General features: G+C 48.5%; 19 protein-coding genes. 18 read left to right on the top strand and 1 reads right to left on the bottom strand.

Annotated features, from left to right (window positions below; translation table 11 throughout):
• The first annotated feature begins 115 nt into the window (after nt 1-115).
• From IEW52_RS12440 to IEW52_RS12395, 10 genes are all read left to right on the top strand, one after another.
• Nucleotides 116-703 carry an acyltransferase gene (locus IEW52_RS12440; RefSeq protein ID WP_188630397.1) on the top strand — a complete coding sequence of 196 codons (588 nt, stop codon included), beginning with the start codon at nt 116-118 and terminating at the stop codon, nt 701-703.
• A 1-nt stretch (nt 704) separates the two neighbouring features.
• Complete coding sequence (locus IEW52_RS12435) at nt 705-1,754, top strand: EpsG family protein (RefSeq protein WP_188630396.1); 1,050 nt, start codon at nt 705-707, stop codon at nt 1,752-1,754.
• Nucleotides 1,751-2,896, top strand: a complete 1,146-nt coding sequence (locus IEW52_RS12430) for a glycosyltransferase (RefSeq protein ID WP_188630395.1) — start codon at nt 1,751-1,753, stop codon at nt 2,894-2,896. The genes IEW52_RS12435 and IEW52_RS12430 overlap by 4 nt, the downstream gene beginning before the upstream one ends.
• Before the next feature lie 27 nt (nt 2,897-2,923).
• On the top strand, nt 2,924-4,030 hold the full coding sequence (locus tag IEW52_RS12425; RefSeq protein ID WP_188630394.1) for a DUF1972 domain-containing protein: 1,107 nt from the start codon (nt 2,924-2,926) through the stop codon (nt 4,028-4,030).
• Between the two features lie 15 nt (nt 4,031-4,045).
• Nucleotides 4,046-5,137 carry a dTDP-glucose 4,6-dehydratase gene (gene rfbB, locus IEW52_RS12420; RefSeq protein WP_188630403.1) on the top strand — a complete coding sequence of 364 codons (1,092 nt, stop codon included), beginning with the start codon at nt 4,046-4,048 and terminating at the stop codon, nt 5,135-5,137.
• Nucleotides 5,134-5,994: a glucose-1-phosphate thymidylyltransferase RfbA gene (gene rfbA, locus IEW52_RS12415; protein ID WP_188630393.1), complete on the top strand. Its 861-nt coding sequence runs from the start codon at nt 5,134-5,136 to the stop codon at nt 5,992-5,994. The genes rfbB and rfbA overlap by 4 nt, the downstream gene beginning before the upstream one ends.
• Nucleotides 5,995-6,010: 16 nt before the next feature.
• Nucleotides 6,011-6,544, top strand: coding sequence for a dTDP-4-dehydrorhamnose 3,5-epimerase (rfbC, locus tag IEW52_RS12410; RefSeq protein WP_188630392.1), 534 nt, complete (start codon nt 6,011-6,013; stop codon nt 6,542-6,544).
• Between the two features lie 12 nt (nt 6,545-6,556).
• On the top strand, nt 6,557-7,456 hold the full coding sequence (gene rfbD, locus IEW52_RS12405; protein ID WP_188630391.1) for a dTDP-4-dehydrorhamnose reductase: 900 nt from the start codon (nt 6,557-6,559) through the stop codon (nt 7,454-7,456).
• A 73-nt stretch (nt 7,457-7,529) separates the two neighbouring features.
• Nucleotides 7,530-8,915: an undecaprenyl-phosphate glucose phosphotransferase gene (locus IEW52_RS12400; RefSeq protein WP_188630390.1), complete on the top strand. Its 1,386-nt coding sequence runs from the start codon at nt 7,530-7,532 to the stop codon at nt 8,913-8,915.
• On the top strand, nt 8,905-10,209 hold the full coding sequence (locus IEW52_RS12395) for an O-antigen ligase family protein (protein WP_188630389.1): 1,305 nt from the start codon (nt 8,905-8,907) through the stop codon (nt 10,207-10,209). The genes IEW52_RS12400 and IEW52_RS12395 overlap by 11 nt, the downstream gene beginning before the upstream one ends.
• Nucleotides 10,210-10,463: 254 nt before the next feature.
• On the opposite strand, the gene map is transcribed toward IEW52_RS12395, so the two are convergent.
• Entirely contained in the window at nt 10,464-11,336 is an 873-nt protein-coding gene (gene map / locus IEW52_RS12390) for a type I methionyl aminopeptidase (protein WP_268236664.1), read from the bottom strand.
• 572 nt (nt 11,337-11,908) lie between these two features.
• On the opposite strand from map, the gene rpsB reads away from it, so the two are divergent.
• The 8 genes from rpsB to rseP all read left to right on the top strand — a co-directional run bounded on the left by rpsB (nt 11,909) and on the right by rseP (nt 20,469).
• Complete coding sequence (gene rpsB, locus IEW52_RS12385; RefSeq protein WP_188630387.1) at nt 11,909-12,634, top strand: 30S ribosomal protein S2; 726 nt, start codon at nt 11,909-11,911, stop codon at nt 12,632-12,634.
• Nucleotides 12,635-12,740: 106 nt separating this feature from the next.
• Nucleotides 12,741-13,619 (top strand): translation elongation factor Ts, encoded by an 879-nt coding sequence (gene tsf, locus IEW52_RS12380; protein ID WP_188630386.1) that lies wholly within the window; start codon nt 12,741-12,743, stop codon nt 13,617-13,619.
• Nucleotides 13,620-13,691: 72 nt separating this feature from the next.
• A complete protein-coding gene (pyrH, locus tag IEW52_RS12375) occupies nt 13,692-14,420 on the top strand; it encodes a UMP kinase (protein WP_188630385.1) in 729 nt (242 codons plus the stop codon).
• Nucleotides 14,421-14,592: 172 nt separating this feature from the next.
• Entirely contained in the window at nt 14,593-15,150 is a 558-nt protein-coding gene (gene frr / locus IEW52_RS12370) for a ribosome recycling factor (protein WP_188630384.1), read from the top strand.
• 92 nt (nt 15,151-15,242) lie between these two features.
• Complete coding sequence (gene uppS, locus IEW52_RS12365; protein ID WP_188630402.1) at nt 15,243-16,001, top strand: polyprenyl diphosphate synthase; 759 nt, start codon at nt 15,243-15,245, stop codon at nt 15,999-16,001.
• A gap of 883 nt (nt 16,002-16,884) precedes the next feature.
• Nucleotides 16,885-17,760: a phosphatidate cytidylyltransferase gene (locus IEW52_RS12360; RefSeq protein ID WP_188630383.1), complete on the top strand. Its 876-nt coding sequence runs from the start codon at nt 16,885-16,887 to the stop codon at nt 17,758-17,760.
• Nucleotides 17,761-17,929: 169 nt separating this feature from the next.
• Nucleotides 17,930-19,120: a 1-deoxy-D-xylulose-5-phosphate reductoisomerase gene (gene ispC / locus IEW52_RS12355; protein WP_188630382.1), complete on the top strand. Its 1,191-nt coding sequence runs from the start codon at nt 17,930-17,932 to the stop codon at nt 19,118-19,120.
• Complete coding sequence (gene rseP, locus IEW52_RS12350; RefSeq protein ID WP_188630381.1) at nt 19,120-20,469, top strand: sigma E protease regulator RseP; 1,350 nt, start codon at nt 19,120-19,122, stop codon at nt 20,467-20,469. The genes ispC and rseP overlap by 1 nt, the downstream gene beginning before the upstream one ends.
• Nucleotides 20,470-20,816: the final 347 nt, after the last annotated feature.

Here is a 20,816-nt window from a genome sequence, read left to right as displayed (position 1 = left end):
AAACTCCTGCTCAACCCAATTCGTCATGTCACTCGTCGCTACACCTGTTGTTCAGTGGCATTGATGATACTCATTCAAGGACTTATGGGTAAAGGGATGGGCTATAGTAACATGTATGGTCGGTTTGTTTTTATCTTTCACTAAAGGTTTCAAATATAAAAAATTAATTTCGGTATCAAGAAGTGCAAAGATTCGAAATATTCAGGGAGGGTTGTTTTTTGGTGGTTTTTGTAAAGTTGAAGATTCTGTCTTTATTCAAGCGTTCTCTAAAAAAGGTATTATATTTTGTGATAGTGTAACTATTTGTCAAGGTGCTTTGATTAGGCCAACCGGTCATTGGAATGGAAGTATAGGTGAAGGGTTAAAAGTTGGTAGTAATTCCTCGATTGGAGCATATTCTTATATTGGCTGCTCTGGTTTTATTGAAATTGGTGATAATGTGATGATAGGGCCTAATGTTTCTATTATTGCAGAAAATCATGTGTTCTCTGATATAGATAAGCCCATGATTGTGCAAGGTGTAGAAAATAAAGGTATAATAATTAAAGATGATGTGTGGATTGGTACTAAAAGTACTATTTTAGACGGCGTTATAATTGGTCAGGGAGTGGTTATAGCGGCAGGGAGTGTAGTAACAAATTCTATCCCTGATTATGCTGTCGTTGCCGGTGTGCCAGCTAAAATAATAAAGATGAGAAAGTAGCGTGATTTCTTTTTTTAGCTTAAAGGCTTCTTTGTCTATTTGGTTGCTTTTTGTTAACTTATCTTCCTTTTTTTTGTGTTTTTATCGTACTAAATTATATGTACAATATTTGTTTTTTTTGTTTCCTGTTGTAATTTTTTCTTTTCGACTTCCAAGTGTTGGAATAGATTCAGTCATGTACTATGACTACATGTATAATGGTCTTGAACGTGATGATTTTGAATATTTTTTTAAATTGTTGATGAAGGTTCTTTCGCTTTCAAGTTATGGTTTTTTTGTTTTTTCATTTCTGAATTCTTTCCTTGTTTTGTGTTCTTCTTACAAGCTTGTTGAGTTTTTTTTTAAAGATAGTAGGTTTTTGTCTTTTTATTTTTTGGTTTTAACTTCTTCTTTTTATTTCTTAAATTTATCGTTAAGTATAATGCGACAGTCGATAGCGGTGTCTATTTTTCTGTTTGCTTTGTTGTTTTTTTTGAAGAGAAGGTTTTTTGCTTATTTTTTTTTAGTTGCGTTAGCTACTTTATTTCACTCTTCAGCTATTTTCCTTTTCGCTCTTCCTCTTGTTTACTACATCCGCCTCTTAACTCTTGTTGCTTGGGTGGTCGCGATTTTTATAGTAATTAAAGTGGTGGGGGTATATAAATTTGTAACTATCTTTGTTCACTTTCTTTATGAGTCGGGTTTGGCTTCTAAACGGCTTCTAGATTATTTCAGTTGGCAGTATAGCGTAGGATGGGAATTTAAACATTTTTATTTTTTATTGATATTGATGAATGTGTATGTACTTTTTGTTAGTGTGAACCGTATCGGTGCTACTTTTATTTACAAGGCGTCTTTGGTTGGGTGGCTTTTTTTAGGCGTCTTTAGTTTTGATGAAATGGTTGCGGATCGAATATTCTACTATTTCATTCCCATTAATATTATTGTGTTTACAATGATATTTCGTGAGTTTGGCGCAATGATGAGAGTTTCAGTGTTGTTTGGAATTTTTGTTTGGTCTTTTAAAACATATCATTACCAGCTTTCTGCTTGGTTTGGCGGTGTATTGTGAAAAAAATTCTTTGTGTACATTCTTCTTCTGACTTGTATGGGGCTGATCGAATATTCGAGCTGGCTGTAGATATTCTTTCAAGTAAGTATGAAGTTGATGTTATATTACCCTCACAAGGAGCTTTAAATTCTCTTTTAAGTAAGAAGTCAAATGTTAATGTAAGTAGGAATCTTCCGGTTATCGTCAGGAGTGCTTTAGGGGTTTCAAATGTATTGAAGTTGTTAGTTGATTTTTTTACTTTTTCTTTTACAAGATTTTTTGAAGCGTTTAAATATAATGCTATCTATGTAAATACTCTTTCTGCAGCACTGACGTTACCTGCTTTTTATCTTGCGCGAAAATGTATAATTCTTCACGTTCATGAGATTGTATCCGAACATGGTTTTTTAGGTCGCTTTCTTATTAATTTTTCTGTGTTTTTATCAGATCATGTTATTTGTGTGTCGGATGCTGTAAAAGCTGATATCGAGGATGGTTTGTTTTCTTTCTATAGGAGGCTCGGAGCCAAGAAACTTTCGGTTATTAAGAATGGTATACCTGATGTTAGTTTTGATATCAATAAAAGAGTTGAAAGTGAAAAGATGAAGTTTCTATTATTAGGAAGGCTGATGCCAGAGAAGGGGCAATGGTTCCTTCTAGATGCGCTTGAACTTTTACCTGATGATATCCTTAATGAAATTACAGTTTCTATAGTCGGTTCTCCTCCCCCTAACCGAGAGTACTTACTTGAAGAGTTAAAGGAAAAGATAGTTTCCTTACAACTTGAATCAGTTATAACGTTACATGCCTTTGTTACAAATCCTCTCGACTTAATAAATTGTTCTCATGTGATGCTTGTCCCATCAAAAATGAGAGATCCATTTCCTACTACTGTGTTAGAAGGGTTGAGAGCGGGTAAGCCAGTTATTTCGACTTCTCATGGAGGAGCTTCGGAGGTAATAATAAATGATTATAATGGATTTTTGGTTGACCATTCAAACCCTGGCAGTTTGGCTGAAGCTATAGAGAAAATGTATAGAATTTGGAGTGGGAAAAAGTATTACGAGGGGATGATGTTTAACTCACGAAATTCATATTTGAGTAGTTACAGGTATGAAATATTCTCTTCTAATCTGAAAGGTTTCTTTTTAGATAAGCTTTAATTTATATCAGCGGATGGTCATATTTTAATGAAAATGTTGTTTATACTTGGTATACGTGGTATTCCTGCTCAACATGGTGGTTTTGAAACATTTGCCGAAAAACTCTCTCTTTATCTTGTAGCGCAAGGGTGGCAAGTGACTGTTTATTGCCAAGAAGATGGGGAGGGTGAAGTTTACAAATCCGAATGGCAAGGTGTAAAACGTATTCATATTCCAGTTCAACGTGCCGGCGCAGCGGGTACTGTTATTTTTGACTGGAAAGCCACACGACATGCATTAGCTCAAAAAGGCTTGTTTTTGACTCTGGGTTATAACACGGCTTGTTTTAACTTAATACAACGGGTTAAAGGTCAGACTAATGTCATCAATATGGACGGGATTGAATGGCGTCGGGATAAATGGGGCATTGTTGCCAAAACCTGGTTTTGGCTAAACGAACGTGCAGGCTGTTGGGTAGGTAATCATCTTGTTGCCGATCATCCGAAAATTAAGGAACATCTGGCTACCCGTGTGAATGCTGATAAAATCACTATGATCCCTTATGGAGGGGATGAAGTACTTTCAGCAGATGAGTCTTTACTTCAGAAGTATGGTTTAGAAGCTAACCAATTTTCAATAATTATTGCACGCCCAGAGCCAGAAAACTCATTTCTTGAAATGGTACGTTCCTTTAGTCGTACCAAGCGTAATCATAAATTAGTAGTTTTGGGGAATTTCAGTCCCGATACTAATAACTTTCACCGTTCGGTGATGGATGCTGCTTCTGATGAAGTTATCTTCCCTGGTGCGATTTATGAGGCCCCAGTGGTAGAAGCGTTACGCTTTTATGCTCGTTTTTATCTTCATGGCCATCGAGTTGGGGGTACTAACCCTTCATTGGTGGAAGCACTGGGTGCAGGTTGTGCGGTCATTGCCCATGATAACCATTTTAATCATTGGGTGGCAGGTCCTGATGCAGCTTACTTTCAAGATGAGCAGGCATGTGCCAAGTTGTTTGACAGTTTATTGGGTGCAACTGTTCGTCAAGCGGATATGAAAGCAGCCAGCCGAGCGCGCTTTTATGAGCGTTTTACTTGGCAAAAAATATTGCAGGAATATGAGCAACTTTTACTGAAGTGGTACCCTAAAAACTAAGGAAATTGAGTGATTATGCGTATTTTGGTCACTGGCGGTGCCGGATTTATCGGCTCCGCTGTTGTGCGTCACCTGCTTGAAAGCACCACTGCCCAAGTGGCGAATTTGGATAAACTTACCTATGCGGGTAACCTCGAATCTTTGGCTGAGGTGAGTGACTCACCACGGTATCGTTTTGATCAGGTAGACATCTGCGATGCTGTAGCGCTAGGTCGGGTATTTTCCGAGTTTCAACCCAGCCATGTGATGCACTTGGCGGCCGAGAGTCATGTGGATCGCTCTATTGATGGCCCTGCGGATTTTATTGAAACTAATATTGTGGGTACTTACACTTTGCTGGAAGCTGCTCGGCACTACTGGAATGGTTTGCCTGCTAAAGAAAAGAGTGAGTTCCGGTTTCACCATATTTCTACTGATGAAGTGTATGGGGATCTGGAAGGCACAGATGATCTGTTTACCGAAACAACCTCTTACGCACCCAGCTCGCCTTATTCGGCTTCAAAGGCTAGCTCAGATCATTTGGTGCGTGCATGGCAGCGCACCTACGGTTTGCCAACCTTGATCACCAACTGTTCTAATAATTACGGGCCGTATCACTTTCCCGAGAAGCTGGTTCCGCATATGATTTTGAATGCTCTGTCCGGCAAGCCACTGCCCGTGTATGGCGATGGCAGTCAGATCCGTGATTGGCTCTATGTGGAAGATCATGCTCGAGCGCTGGTAAAAGTCGTAAGTGAAGGTGAAGTTGGCGAGACCTACAACATTGGTGGCCATAATGAGAAACGTAATCTAGAAGTGGTTGAAACTATCTGCGATCTGCTGCAAGAGATCGTTCCACCAGGATCTTATGTGCATACTAAGTGGTCACCTGTATCTGAGGTTGCCACTTACCGAGAGTTGATCACCTTTGTGAAAGACCGCCCCGGCCACGATGTGCGTTACGCCATTGATGCGAGTAAAATTGAGCGAGAGCTGGGCTGGGTTCCCGAAGAGTCTTTTGAAACAGGAATTCGTAAAACCCTGCAGTGGTATCTGGATAACCCTGAATGGTGGCAGCGGGTATTGAGTGGCGAGTATCAGCTAGGCCGTTTGGGAGAGAAAGCATGAAAGGTATTATTTTAGCCGGTGGATCTGGCACCCGTTTGTATCCGATTACCAAAGGCGTCTCCAAGCAACTATTGCCAATTTATGACAAGCCGATGATTTTTTATCCGTTGTCGGTATTGATGCTGGCGGGGATCCGTGAAGTGTTGGTGATCTCTACCCCTGAAGATCTACCCAATTTTCAGAAACTATTGGGTGATGGCGCGGATTACGGTATTGAACTGAGCTATGCCGAGCAGCCTTCGCCAGATGGCTTAGCGCAGGCCTTCATCATAGGTGAAGATTTTATTGGTGACGACAGTGTTTGCCTCGTATTGGGCGACAATATTTTTTACGGTCAAAGCTTTAGTCGTCAGCTACAGGCGGCTGTTAGCCGTCCTTCCGGTGCGACTGTGTTTGGTTATCTAGTTAATGACCCCGAGCGCTTTGGAGTGGTAGACTTCGATGCCAATGGCAAGGCGCTTTCGATTGAAGAAAAACCTGTCCAGCCCAAATCCAACTATGCGGTTACCGGCTTGTATTTCTACGATAATGATGTGGTTGAGATCGCCAAACAGGTTAAGCCTTCGCACCGTGGCGAGCTGGAGATTACCAGTATCAACCAGGCTTATCTGGAACGGGGTGATCTGAATGTGGAACTGCTTGGCCGTGGTTTTGCCTGGTTGGATACCGGCACTCACGAAAGCCTGCTTGAAGCGAGTATGTTTGTGCAAACCGTTGAACATCGTCAAGGCTTGAAGATCGCCTGCCTCGAAGAAATTGCTTACCGTAACGGTTGGCTTACTCGTGCACAGATGCAGGCACAGGGCGAGCTATTGGCTAAAACAGGTTATGGTCAATACCTGCTCAAGCTGGCATAAGAAGAGAAGATTTAATATGAAAGTGATTGATACCGCCCTGGCTGGGGTGAAAATTATCGAGCCCAGTGTGTTTGGCGATCATCGTGGTTTTTTTAAAGAAACCTTTAATGTCCAACGCTATAAAGAGCTGGCGGGAATTGATCTTGAATTTGTGCAAGATAACCATTCTCGTTCCCGCAAAGGGGTATTGCGTGGCCTGCATTTTCAGAAAACCAAACCACAGGGCAAGTTGGTTAGCGTAGTACGCGGTGCAGTGTACGATGTGGCCGCCGATATTACCCCTAATTCACCAACTTTTGGGAAATATGTAGGGGTAGAATTGAGTGAAGATAATCATCGCCAGCTTTGGGTGCCACCCGGTTATGCCCATGGTTTTGTGGTGTTGAGCGAGGAAGTTGATTTTGTGTACAAGTGCACAGATTACTATGATCCTAGCGATGAAGGAGGAGTAGCCTGGAACTGCCCTGTGCTTGCGATAGACTGGCCATTGCAAGATGTGCAGCTTTCTGAAAAAGATAAACACTACCCCAATCTCAAGGGGCTGACCTAAAGGAACACCATAATGCGAGTATTGATTACCGGCGCTCAGGGGCAGGTGGGGCAAGAGCTGATGCGACTTGCGCCAGCTGAATTTGAAGTGTGTGGGTTGGGTTCTGCTTCCCTTGATATCACCAGTGCTGATCAAGTGTTGTCAGCCGTTACTCAGTTCCAACCTGCGCTGATCATCAATGCGGCCGCTTATACTGCAGTGGATAAGGCTGAATCCGATATTGAACGTGCTTGGGCAGTTAACCATGTAGGCGTAGCTAATCTGGCTACTGCTGCTGAAGGTTTGAGTATTCCGGTCTTCCATATATCCACTGACTATGTGTTTGCTGGTGACACAAGCACACCTTATCGTGAATCGGATGCAACTAATCCTGGTGGTGTTTATGGTGCCAGCAAGCTGGCTGGCGAAGAGGCATTGGCGTCGGCTTGTAGCCAATATCTTGTGCTGAGAACCAGTTGGGTGTTTGGTGTACATGGAAGTAATTTTGTGAAAACCATGTTGCGCCTGGGAGGGGAACGAGACAGTCTATCCATCGTTGCTGATCAGCAAGGCGGACCGACATCTGCAGCCAGTATTGCAACTGCACTTTGGCAGCTGGCCGACATTTATCAAGCGCGTCAGCAGTTACCTTGGGGGGTGTACCATTTTAGTGGCACTCCTCACTGCACCTGGTTTGATTTTGCTGAAGAAATTTGTCATCAGGCTGAATCACTCGGTCTGCTGCAACAATCCCCGCAGCTGTCACCGATCAGCACGGCTGATTATCCTACACCGGCACATCGGCCTGCATGGTCTGTGATGAATTGCACCAAGTTATTCGTAAATTTGGGGATTCATTCGCCCAATTGGAAAGAGGATCTCAGGCTGGTGCTGACTGAGCTGCAACAGAATACAGTGCAAGCTGCAGACTAATAAACAGAGAGACTCAGCCTGATCAAACGGAAGAGCTGTTAACCTGTTTACGCGCTTGAACCAAGAGTATATTATGTCTCGAACTAAACGCGGTCTTACTGATCGTTATCCTGCCCAAATCACAGTACCATTATTTGATGCAGTATCATTGCTAATTGGAGCTGTTCTGGCTCACGCTATGCGCTTTGGCCATATTGAACTGCACGACCGCTATTGGTTGGCAGTCGTTATTATCACCTTGCTGGTTACCTTTATTAATAGCTTTATTGGTGCCTATGAACGCTGGCGTATTACTCGCATTTATACATTGCTGGCTCGCCAGTTTTTAGTATGGCTAGCTGTTGCTATTGTCGTGACGTCAGTCATTTATTTTACGCAGTCTGCCGATCGTTATTCCCGGCTATGGGTTGGTATGGCGCTACTTGTTTCATTTATCTTATCGGCGGGGGTGCGAATAGGTATTCAACTATTACTGCGCAGAGCCCGCCAACAAGGTCGCTCACTGCGCTCGGTATTTATGATAGGGCCTGGGCAGAATATTACGCATGTGGGGCGTGGTATGCGTAACAGTTCAGAGGAGGGTTACCGTATAGCAGGAGTGCAACGACTGAGAAGTGTAGAGGTTGACCCTGATTTTTTGTCTGCACTGTCGCGACGTGTGAGTGAATGTGGCGCGCAAGAAGTGTGGATTTGTGTCCCCCTGGAGATGGGTTCTGTTGTGCGCGCTATTTTTTATGCGTTACGTCACCACACTGCTGAAGTGCGATTTATTCCCGAATTCAGAGATATGCAACTGCTTAACCACCGTATGAGTGAAGTGGCTGGCCAGTATGCCTTTGATTTGAGTGTGACCCCGATGAATGGTGTGGCTCAAATGCTTAAGCGACTGGAAGATTTATTAATTGGTGGTTTGCTCTGCCTCGTCATTATTCCGGTGTGTTTGGTGATTGCCTGTGCTATCAAGTTAACCTCCCCTGGGCCGGTATTGTTTAAGCAGTATCGCACCGGAGTGAATGGTAAAAATTTCAAAGTCTATAAATTTCGTTCGATGACTGTGCATCAGGAACAAGGTGAGCAGGTAACCCAGGCAACCAAAGGTGATGCGCGTATTACGCCTATTGGCGCTTTTTTGCGCCGGACTTCTCTGGATGAGCTGCCGCAATTTTACAATGTGTTGCAGGGGCGGATGTCTATTGTGGGCCCTCGGCCACATGCATTGGCGCACAACGAGTTTTATAAAGAACAAGTTGAATCTTACATGAAGCGCCATAAGGTTAAACCGGGCATTACCGGCTGGGCTCAGGTTAATGGCTTGCGGGGAGAAACCGACACTCTGGATAAAATGGAAAAAAGAGTAGAACATGATCTCTGGTATATCAATAACTGGTCACTGTGGCTGGATTTGAGAATTATCTTTTTGACGATATTTAAAGGTTTTATCAACAAAAATGCTTACTGAATCGCAATATCAATATGGTGCGGATTTGCCTTTTAATAAGGTATCTTTTTCGCTTGTCAGGCGCTACACCAGTCTGGCGGTATTTTTGATGGGGGCGTTGGCGCTGGTTTTAGATAGCGGTTACACCTATGGCCCGGCCTTGCTGTTGTTGGCCAGTGTAATTTTGCTGTGGCGCCGCCCGGTATTGAACTTGCAGACCGAAGATAAATGGCTGATGGCGGTGATTGCCGGTTACAGTCTGTTATTTCTTGTCCAGCTGATGTTGGACGGAGCCGACTCCCGGACTTATGACAGACCCAGTCGTTTTTTGTTTGCCGTACCGGTGCTGTTGTTTGTGTTGGCTTATCCACCCAGGCTGAGTTGGTTGTGGAGCGGGCTGGCAGTGGGCTCTGTACTTACCGGCAGCTGGGCGATTTGGCAAAAGCTGGTTTTGGGCGTGGATAGAGCAACGGGTCATACCTATGTGATCCAGTTTGGCAACATAAGCATGTTGTTTGGCTTGTTCTGTTTGGCCGGTTTGGGCTGGGCAGTGGCGCAACATCATGCTAGGCGATGGGTAGTATTACTGCTAATGGGGGCGGTATTTGGTGTGCTGGGATCTTTGTTGTCCGGAACTCGTGGTGGTTGGATAGGATTTCCGTTTGTTTTTTTGGTGCTATATCGAGCCTATGGCAACTTGCTGGCGGTTAAGCTACGGCTAGGCATCATGGCAGGTTTATTGGCGCTGGTCGCCTTGGTGTATGTTATGCCACAAACCGGCGTACAGTCTCGAGTGCATCAGGCCTTTACCGATATTGACTTGTATATTAGTGGGCAAAGCCAAAACACCTCTTTAGGGGCGCGATTTGAGATGTGGCAGGGAGCGGCACACTTGATTGCCGAAAAGCCGCTTATCGGATGGGGCTGGGAGGGGTACCACGTGGGCATGCAGGCATTGGTAGATAAAGGCGAAGTACCACAGTTTGCCGCCGATAACCATGCTCATAATGAGTACCTGGATAATTTTGCCCGTCGCGGCATTCTGGGTTTACTGTCTTTGTTGGCGCTGTACCTGGTGCCATTACGGCTTTTTTCCAAGCGCTTGATTGAATCTAATTTGGAGCTGCGTGCGCTCGCCACAGCGGGAGCCATTTTACCGGTCGCTTTTATGGACTTTGGTTTGTCGCAGGTGTTTTTCGGTCATAACAGCGGCGTTATGGTTTATGCCTTTTGGCTTGTTGTGTTATGGGGCACGTTAAGGGCGTATGAGTCCGAAAAGGTAGCGCCCGGTGTCAGGGGGCCAACACCCGGCTAAATAAAGGGCTGTGTTTGTAGGCGCATACTTGTTCGCGCTGTGTTGGTGTTGTTCCAGCTACGCAGGCCGCCTAATAAATGGGCGGGCTAAAGGGAATGGAGTTTCGGTTTGAACGTGAAGAGTGAAGCATAGCGCCCGGCGCCTAGCGAAACGAAGATTCAGTATCAGCATGACGGTCAATAAAAAAACACCGAGTCTGTTATCAGACTCGGTGTTTTTTTATTGACCTTTACTCAACATTCAATACTAAAAACTCAGCCCTTGATAAACCGTGGCAAGGTATCATCTTTACGCAGGGTTAAAATCTCGCAGCCGTCTTCGGTTACCAGCAGGGTATGTTCGTATTGAGCAGACAGGCTGCGGTCTTTGGTGATCACGGTCCAGCCGTCGCCGAGCATTTTGCTGTGGCGTTTGCCTACGTTGATCATCGGCTCTATGGTAAAGCACATACCGGCTTCCAGCACGTCCCCGGTGCCAGCTTTACCATAGTGCAGCACTTGAGGTTCTTCGTGAAACTCGGCGCCTATGCCGTGGCCGCAGTATTCACGTACCACTGAATAGTTGTGGGCTTCGGCGTGCTTTTGAATGGCTTCGCCAATGTCGCCCAGGTGTCGGCCTGGCTTGACCATTTTTATGCCAATTTCCAGGCATTCCAGGGTGACGCGGCACAGGCGCTCGGCCATGATGCTGGGCTTGCCTACCATGAACATTTTTGACGAGTCACCGTGATAGCCATCCTTGATTACGGTGATGTCGATATTGATGATGTCGCCGTCCTTGAGCTTTTTGTCAGCCGGAATGCCATGGCAAATGACGTGGTTGACCGAGGTACAGATTGATTTGGGAAAGCCATGATAGTTGAGCGGCGCCGGAATGGCTTGCTGTTCGTTCACGATATAGTCATGACAGATCTGGTTGAGCTGCTCGGTGGTAACACCGGTTTTTACGTGCTCTTCAATCATTTCCAGTACATCGGCGGCCAGGCGGCCAGCCACGCGCATTTTTTCCATTTCTTCCGGAGTTTTGATGACTATGCTCATTGAATCTTGGTCTCTGTGAGTTGGCGCCCGGTAGGTATTGCGTTGTTTAGCGCTGGGCGTCGAATGAATAGGAGTGATAACGGGCACTATTTATGGACAAGAAGGCTGCTATCAGGCCGAAAATTGTAACGCCAAGCGACTAAGAAAACAAAGGGCCAAGAGTTTTTGCCACGGAATCCACGGAAGAACGCGGAAAGAGCAAGATGAGATAGAGCGAAAAGTGACTAAGGCATATGTTTTATAAGGTCTTAACAAAAAGATATGTATTTTCAGATTGGATCTCTATTTTTCAGTGGGTTCCGTTGCGAAGAAGGTTTTGGTTTTTAAAGCTTTTAAAGAGTAAAAAAGGTGCTGGGGCTAGCCCGGTATGTCGGTAGAAGGGCTACAGCGAGATACTGGAGCGAGTCCGGTATGACGGGTGAGAGCTGGCACGGGGCGCTAATCTTTTCTGGTATTTTGGGTGTGTTTTATGATATAAAACGCGCCGTAGTTCCGATCTTGTTTTGCTTGCGGCTTATGGCCGACAGCTTACGGCTTGGCGTTACACACATTCACTTTTTTAACACACACACACATCGGCACATGCTCTAGGGTGCTCTTCGGAGTTGGAGACATGGGATGTGTGGAGGCCTAACCCAATACACTTATTTGAGGAAATCATGGCACAAGTATCTATGCGCGACATGCTGAAAGCCGGCGTTCACTTTGGTCACCAGACTCGTTACTGGAACCCAAAAATGAAGCCGTTTATTTTTGGCGCCAGCAACCGGGTTCACATTATCAACCTGGAAAAAACCGTTCCTATGTTCAACGATGCGTTGAACTACATGGGCAGCGTTGCTTCTAAAAAAGGTAAAATCCTGTTTGTTGGTACTAAGCGCGCAGCTTCTGAAGCCGTTAAAGAAGCCGCTACCAAGTGCGACCAGTTCTATGTAAACCACCGCTGGTTGGGTGGCATGCTGACCAACTGGAAGACTGTTCGCCAGTCTATCAGCCGCCTGAAAGAGCTGGAAACCCAGTCTGCAGACGGTACTTTCGACAAGCTGACCAAGAAAGAAGCGCTGATGCGTTCTCGTGAAATGGAAAAGCTGGAGAAGTCACTGGGCGGTATTAAAAACATGGGCGGCCTGCCAGACGTACTGTTTGTAGTAGACGCTGACCACGAGCACATTGCTATCAAGGAAGCCAACAACCTGGGCATTCCTGTGGTATCAATCGTAGACACCAACTCTAATCCGGACAACATCGATTACATCATTCCTGGTAACGATGACGCCATCCGTGCCGTTCAACTGTACCTGAACGCTGCTGCTGACGCCGTGACTGCTGCTCGTGCACAAGACCTGGCCGTGCAAGCCGAAGACAACTACGTCGTAGAAGAATAATAAAGCAAAAGCCTAGGCTGATGCTCTATTAACCATACGAAAGTAATGGGTTAACAGGGGCCAAGTGCCCCTGTTTTCTTGTAGACCAAGATTGAGGATATTAAAGATGGCGACTATTACCGCGGCCATGGTAAAAGAACTGCGCGAGCGCACTGGCGCTGGCATGATGGATTGTAAAAAAGCACTGACCGAAGCCAATGGTGATATTGAGCTGGCCATTGAAGACATGCGTAAGTCTGGTCAGGCTAAAGCGGCTAAAAAAGCCGGTCGTATTGCTGCTGAAGGTGTGATCCTGATGCGTCAAGCCGACAACAATGCCGTGATGATCGAGCTGAACAGCGAAACTGACTTTGTAGCGAAAGATGCGGGTTTCCGTGCCTTTGGTGAGAAAGTAGCCGACATTGCTCTGGCAAACAAAATTAATGACCTGGACGCCCTGAAAGCGGCCGAGTACGAGAACGGCGAAAGCGTTGAAACCACGCTGACCAACCTGATCGCCAAGATCGGTGAGAACATGAGCCTGCGCCGTGTGGTACTGGTAGAAGGTGACAACCTGACTACTTACCTGCACGGTACCCGGATTGGCGTTATCGCCAACCTGAAAGGCGGTGACGAAGAAGTAGCGAAAGACGTTGCCATGCACGTTGCTGCTTCTAACCCACAGTTTGTTAAGCCTGAAGATGTATCTGAAGAAGTTGTTGCCAAAGAGCGCGAAATTCAGGTAGACATCGCTGTTAACTCCGGCAAGCCAAAAGAAATTGCCGAGAAAATGGTTGAAGGCCGCATGAAGAAGTTCACCGGTGAAATTTCTTTGACCGGTCAGCCGTTCGTTAAAGATCCTTCTATCACTGTTGCCGAGCGCTTGAAGCAGGCCGGTGCAGACGCCATTGGCTTTGTTCGCTTTGAAGTGGGCGAAGGCATTGAGCGTGCAGAAGAAGATTTTGCTGCTGAAGTTCAGGCACAAATTGCTGCTTCCAAGGCGTAATTACCGCTGTTGTTAGTGCTACCGAGACCGCGACATTTGTTGCGGTCTTTCTATGATCAGGAATAGATAAGCATGAGTACCAATCCTAAACCCGCATACAGACGCATTCTTCTTAAACTGAGCGGCGAAGCGCTGCAAGGTGAAGAGGGCTTTGGTATTGATCCCACCGTACTGGAACGTATGGCGCAAGAGATCAAAGAACTGGTTGAACTGGGCGTTCAGGTTGGCCTGGTGATCGGCGGCGGTAACCTGTTTCGTGGTGCAGGCCTGGCTCAGGCGGGCATGAACCGCGTGGTGGGCGACCACATGGGTATGTTGGCGACCGTGATGAACGGCTTGGCGATGCGCGATGCCTTGCACCGTGCTTATGTGAATGCCCGCCTGATGTCTGCCATTACACTGGAAGGTGTGTGCGACCCCTATAATTGGGCGGATGCGATCAGCTTGCTGCGCAAAGGTCGAGTGGTGATTTTTTCTGCCGGTACCGGTAACCCGTTTTTTACTACCGATTCTGCCGCCTGTTTGCGTGGCATTGAAATTGAAGCCGACGTAGTATTGAAAGCGACCAAGGTAGACGGTGTATTCAGCGAAGATCCCATGAAAAACCCGGATGCCGAGCTGTATAGCCACTTGGAATACAGTGAAGTGCTGAACAAAGAGCTGCAAGTTATGGATTTGGCTGCCTTTACCCTGGCGCGGGATCATAACTTGCCCATTCGCGTGTTCAACATGAACAAGCCGGGCGCCTTGCGTCGTGCTGTTATGGGTGAAACCGAAGGCACGCTGATCAGCCGGAAGTAATTTCAGGTGAAGGGTAAAGCGTGAAGAGTGAAGGGTTAAAGATGGCGTCAAGCGCCTTCCTGTAAAGAGTAAAGGGTTAAGCGTGAAGGCCACAGGTTTGGTGTTATGTCGTCCCCTTTACTCTTCACACTTCGCCCTTTACCCTTTACAAAAATAACTAAGGATATAAACCGTGATTAACGAAATTATAAACGACGCTAAAACGCGGATGGAAAAAAGCCTTGAGTCTCTTAAGGGCCAAATGAACAAGGTGCGTACCGGTCGTGCACACCCCAGTCTGCTGGACACCATTTATGTGGACTATTACGGTGCGGCCACTCCGCTCAAGCAAGTGGGTAACATTACCACCGAAGATTCTCGTACCTTGGCGGTCAGCGTGTTCGATCGTTCCATGATCCAGGCGGTAGAAAAAGCCATCATGAGTTCAGATCTGGGCCTTAATCCGTCCAGCGCCGGTACCCTGATCCGTATCCCGCTGCCGGCACTGACCGAAGAGCGTCGTAAAGATCTGATCAAGGTAGTACGTCACGAAGCAGAACAGGGCCGAGTGGCCATTCGCAACATTCGTCGCGATGCCAACGGTGACTTTAAATCTTTGTTGAAAGACAAGGAAATCTCTGAAGATGACGATCGTCGCGCCCATGACGACATCCAGAAACTGACCGATGCCTTCATCAAGCAGGTAGACGAAGCTCTGGCTGCCAAAGAAAAAGAGTTGATGGAAATCTGATAGTTACATCGGGTATAGTGACCGACGCCGCGCAGCTGCCTGTGCGGCGTTTTTCTTTGTGCAGGAGTGAGTTAATGCCAGCGAGTCAAACCATGGCAGCATTCGAGCATTCGGCGCAGTTACCTCGCCATGTGGCCATCATCATGGACGGTAACGGACGCTGGGCCGAGCAACGGGGTAAATTTCGGGTAAGTGGTCACAAGGCTGGCGTTAAATCGGTACGGGTGGCGGTGAGTTTTGCGCATCAGCTAAAGCTGGATGCGCTGACCTTGTTCGCCTTTTCCAGCGAGAACTGGCGCCGACCCGAAGAAGAAGTCAGTGCCTTGATGAGCCTGTTTATTGCCGTGCTGGGCTCGGAAGTGAAGAAGCTGCACCGCAATAACATTCGTCTTAAGGTGATTGGCGACTGGAGTGATTTCAGCGCGCATTTGCAGCGTAAAATCGCCGACGCCGAAGCGCTCACCGCCAACAATTCCGGACTGACGTTAAATATTGCCGCCAATTACGGTGGCCGCTGGGATATTACTCAAGCTTGTCGCCGTGCGGCAAAGCAGGTGGCCAGTGGCAAACTCGATGCGGCTGATATTAACGAAGACTATTTAAACGGCCTGATGAACATGGCCGATCTGGCACCGGTTGATTTATTGATCCGCACCGGTGGCGAGCAGCGGATCAGCAATTTTCTGCTTTGGCAGCTGGCCTATGCCGAGCTGCACTTTACCCCGGTGCTCTGGCCAGATTTTGACGACACCGCCTTTAGTGAAGCCATTGCCGCCTTTGTCGGCCGAGAGCGCCGCTTTGGCTGCACCGGAGAACAGATTCGCGCGTTGCTGGTTAAGGGTGAAGAGTGAAGAGTGAAGAGCAAAGGGTTAGAGCCTTGTTTGGTGTACCCCTTCACTCTTCACCATTTACACTTCACATTGAATTGTAGCGTGCCGCTTTAGCTGGCACTCCCGCCTTGGCGGGATTTAAAAATACATCCTGCTAACGCAGGACTGGCAGCTAAAGCGCCGGGCTACAGGGTGCCGGTGTGGTTGGGGGTTGATGTATTTGTAGGGTGCCGCTTTAGCTGGCATTCTCGCCTAGGCGGGATTTAAAAAATACATCCTGCTAACGCAGGACCGGCAGCTAAAGCGCCGGACTACAGGGTACCGGTGTGTTTTGTTGGGTTTGATGTGTTTGTAGGGTGCCGCTTTAGCTGGCACTCCCGCCTTGGCGGGATTTNTTGTAGGGTGCCGCTTTAGCTGGCACTCCCGCCTTGGCGGGATTTAAAAATACATCCTGCTAACGCAGGACCGGCAGCTAAAGCGCCGGGCTACAGAGTGCGGTGTGGTTGGGGGTGATGTGTTTGTAGGGTGCCGCTTTAGCTGGCACTCCCGCCTAGGCGGGATTTAAAAATACATCCTGCTAACGCAGGACCGGCAGCTAAAGCGCCGGGCTACAGGGTGCGGTGTGGTTGGGGGTTGATGTGTTTGTAGGGTGCCGCTTTAGCTGGCACTCCCGCCTTGGCGGGATTTAAAAATACATCCTGCTAACGCAGGACCGGCAGCTAAAGCGCCGGACTACAGGGTGCCGGTGTGTTTTGTTATTTTGCCTATCGTCAGGATCTGTTTTTTGGGCCGGTATGGTGTGCCCCTCACGGTAAGAAAGGGTGAGGCGTAAGGAGTGATGAGTCTGGTGTTTCCCCCTTTACTCTTCACCCTTCACTCCTCACTTTTAAAAAGAGGATTTATTTTGTTAAAGCTTAGAATTATCACGGCTTTATGCCTGGTTCCCCTGGTGTTGGCCGCCATGTTTTTGCTGCCACTGACGTATTTCTCCTTGTTTGCGGGGGGCGTGTTTTTACTGGCGGCCCGGGAGTGGGGCAACTTTATTGATCCACAGAAAACCAGTGTGTTCATGGTGTCGTTGGCCCTGATACTCATCGGCTCTATGGCCTTTATTCCCCAGAGTCAGTTATGGCTGGGCTCCACGGGTGAAGAGAGTTTATTGAGCGGCCTGCAAGCCTCGGCTGTCTGGGTATTGGGGGCGGGCAGTATCTGGTGGCTGCTGGCGTTGGGCCTGGTGCTGACCTTTCCGCGCAGCGCCGGTTTTTGGCGAGAGCAGCCGGGTTTGAAAGCGCTGTTTGCCATGCTGACGCTGGTGCCGTTTTATTGGGCCCTGCTGGTGCTGCGCAGCTATCAGTATGATCAGGACGCTCATTATGGCGCCTGGTTACTGTTGTTTGTGATGTCACTGGTGTGGGTGGCAGACACAGGTGCATATTTTGCAGGCAAAGCCTTTGGTAAACACAAGCTGTGCCCCAATGTCAGCCCGGGTAAAACCATAGAAGGCATGGTAGGTGGCGTAGTGGCGGCCAGCGTGCTGGCTCTGATCGTTACCCAAAGTATGGCCTTGCCGATGCATACCAGCGTGGTATTGCTGGTGGCGTCAATTGTCTCTGTGTTTGCTTCTGTGCTGGGTGATTTGGCAGAAAGCATGTTCAAGCGCGAAGCCGGCCTTAAAGACTCGGGTAATATCCTGCCCGGCCACGGCGGCATTATGGACCGCATTGATAGTCTTACCGCGGCACTGCCGGTGTTTGTTGTCGTCGTCTGGTTGTTAGGTTAATGATGATAAATCGAGTCACATTCAGCGGCAGAGGCGAAACTCGAACGCAGACTTGCCGTAAACCCATCCATGGGGGCTCTGCTGCGCCATCCCTGGCGCAGAAGGTCTGCTCACGAGCACTCGCCTCTGCCGCCCAACTCTCAGCCTCGTTTTTAGTGGGGGGGAGAAGATGGAGTTGCTAACCATACTCGGTGCTACCGGCTCTATTGGTCAGAGTACTCTGGCGGTAGTGCGCCAGCACCCGGAGCGCTTTACGCTGTTTGCCCTTAGCGCACACCAGAATGTGGTGCGCATGCTGGCCGATTGCCTCGAGTTCGCACCTCGCTATGCGGTGATGGTGGATGATACCGCCGCCAAAACCTTGCGCCATGAGCTGGCACAGCATGGTTGCCCCACTCAGGTATTGAGCGGCGCCAAGGCATTATGTGAGGTGGCCGCCGAGCCGGAAGTGACCACCGTCATGGCCGCTATTGTGGGCGCGGCCGGTTTATTGTCGACTCTGGCTGCGGTTGAGGCGGGCAAGCGGGTGTTACTGGCCAATAAAGAAGCGCTGGTGATGAGCGGTGAGCTGTTTATCGACAAGGTGCACTGCCATGGTGCCGAGCTGTTGCCGATAGACAGTGAACACAATGCTATTTTTCAGTGCCTGCCAACTACTCTGCAACAAAATCCGGGACGCGGCTGCCTGAGCGATGCCGGAGTCAGTAAAATTTTACTCACCGGTTCGGGCGGACCCTTTCGTTACACCCCGGTTGAACAGTTGGCGGCGGTAACGCCGGCCCAGGCGGTGGCACACCCCAACTGGAGCATGGGCCCGAAAATTTCCGTTGATTCGGCGACCATGATGAACAAGGGCCTGGAATATATAGAAGCCCGCTGGTTGTTTAATGCCGCCCCTAATCAGTTGCAGGTATTGGTGCATCCGCAGTCGGTTATTCACTCCATGGTGCAGTATTCCGATGGCTCGGTATTGGCGCAGCTGGGCCAGCCAGATATGATGACCCCCATTGCCCATGCCCTGGCGTATCCGGCACGGATTGCCTCGGGTGTGGCGCCGCTCGATTTTTGTACCCTGGGCGATTTAAGCTTTATGGCGCCAGACATGGCGCGGTATCCTTGCTTGCAGCTGGCGATAGACGCCTGCGCCAGTGGCCAGGGTGCCACCACGGCGCTGAATGCCGCCAACGAAGCGGCAGTGGCGGCTTTTTTGGCCGGCAAATTGAGTTTTATGGGCATTGCCACAGTCAACGAGGCGGTGATGCAGCAATTGGGTAGCACGCAGGTGGATAATCTGGATGACATTATAGCGCTCGATAATCAGGCACGACGGTGTGCCGCAGCAGAAATAGGGAAGCGATAATGGGTGGTATTTTATGGAACCTGGGCGCCTTTATTGTCGCGCTGGGAATATTGGTGGCGGTGCACGAGTACGGCCACTTTTGGGTAGCACGGCGCAATGGCGTCAAGGTGGAACGTTTTTCCATCGGTTTTGGCAAGGCTATCTGGCGGCGCATGGGTAAAGACGGCACCGAATATGTGCTGGCCATGATCCCCCTGGGTGGGTACGTTAAAATGCTGGACGGCCGGGTGGATGATGTACCGGTCGAGCTGCAAGATCAGGCCTTTAACCATAAGTCGGTATGGGCGAGAATGGCCATCGTGGTGGCGGGCCCCATGGCAAATTTTGTGTTTGCCGTTTTTGCCTTCTGGTTGATGTTTTTGATTGGTGTGCCGGCAGTAAAGCCGGTACTTGATGACGTAACCATGTCGTCTCCGGCGGCCGAAGCCGGGCTGACGCCGGGCATGGAAATAGTCGGTATCGATGGCAAGCCGGTGCGCACCTGGGAAGAGGTCAATTTTGCGTTGCTGGCTCGCCTGGGTGACGATGAAACCCGCTTTGAAGTTCAGAATAATGCCGGTCAGCGCAGCGAAGCGCGCATTGATCTGGCCAACTGGCAATTTGATCCCGATCAGGAATCGCCCATCGGTGCCTTGGGACTGGTGCCGGTAGGACCACAGCTTACGCTTACCGTGGCGCAGGTGGTGGATAATGGTCCGGCCAGTGCCGCTGGCGTACAGCCTGGCGATGTATTGCAGGCGATAAATGGCGAGCCACTTACCGATTGGCGTCAGTTGGTCAATCAGGTACAGGCCTCACCCGAGATTGAAATGGAACTTGAAGTGCTGCGCAATGGTCAGAGGCTGAGCCTGGCGTTAACGCCCGAGCGTCGCGAAAGTGCACAGCGGGTGTTTGGCTATGCCGGTGTGGCGCCTGAAGTAGAGCAGGTAGCCGACGAATATCGTTTCGATCTGCGTTACGGGCCGCTGGATGCCATTGGCGCCGGTATTGGTCGCACCTGGGACTTAATGGTGCTGACCTTTCAGATGCTGGGCAAGCTGGTAACAGGCGTGGTGTCGGTTGATAACCTAAGCGGCCCCATTTCTATTGCCAAGGGCGCTGGCGCCACCGCCGAATACGGCCTGGTGTATTTTTTAGGGTTTATGGCGCTGGTGAGCGTTAACCTGGGCATTATCAACTTGTTGCCATTACCGGTGCTGGACGGCGGCCACTTGCTGTTTTACCTGGTAGAAGCCGTTACCGGGCGACCCGTGCCAGAAAAAATTCAGGAAATCGGTTTTAAAATTGGAGCCGCCTTATTGATGATGTTGATGGGGTTAGCGCTGTTTAACGATTTTGCTCGGCTGTGAGGTTGTGAAGGGTGAAGGGTGAAGAGTTAAGGGTAAAGCGGACAAGCCAACCCCGAACTTGCAGAGACGGTGTGCTAGCCGTCTTCCTGACGAACGTCAGGATCTGTTTTTTGGGCCGGTATGGAGCCCCCCTTCACTCTTCACCATTTACACTTCACATTGAGTTGTAGGGTGCCGCTTTAGCTGGCACTCCCGCATTAGCGGGATTTAAAATAAATCCTGCTAACGCAGGGGCGAGCCTGCCTCGCCGTGACGAATCATTTCAGCTTAATCGAATATCCAGTGAATATTCGCAGTGGGCTGAAATGATGAGTATCCACTTAGCTAAAGCGCCGGGCTACAGGGTG

The organism is Oceanisphaera marina (genome assembly GCF_014643915.1).
Taxonomy (GTDB): Bacteria; Pseudomonadota; Gammaproteobacteria; order Enterobacterales; family Aeromonadaceae; genus Oceanimonas; species Oceanimonas marina.
Note: the sequence above shows the minus strand (reverse complement) of the source record. Positions and strands in the feature narration are given on the sequence as shown.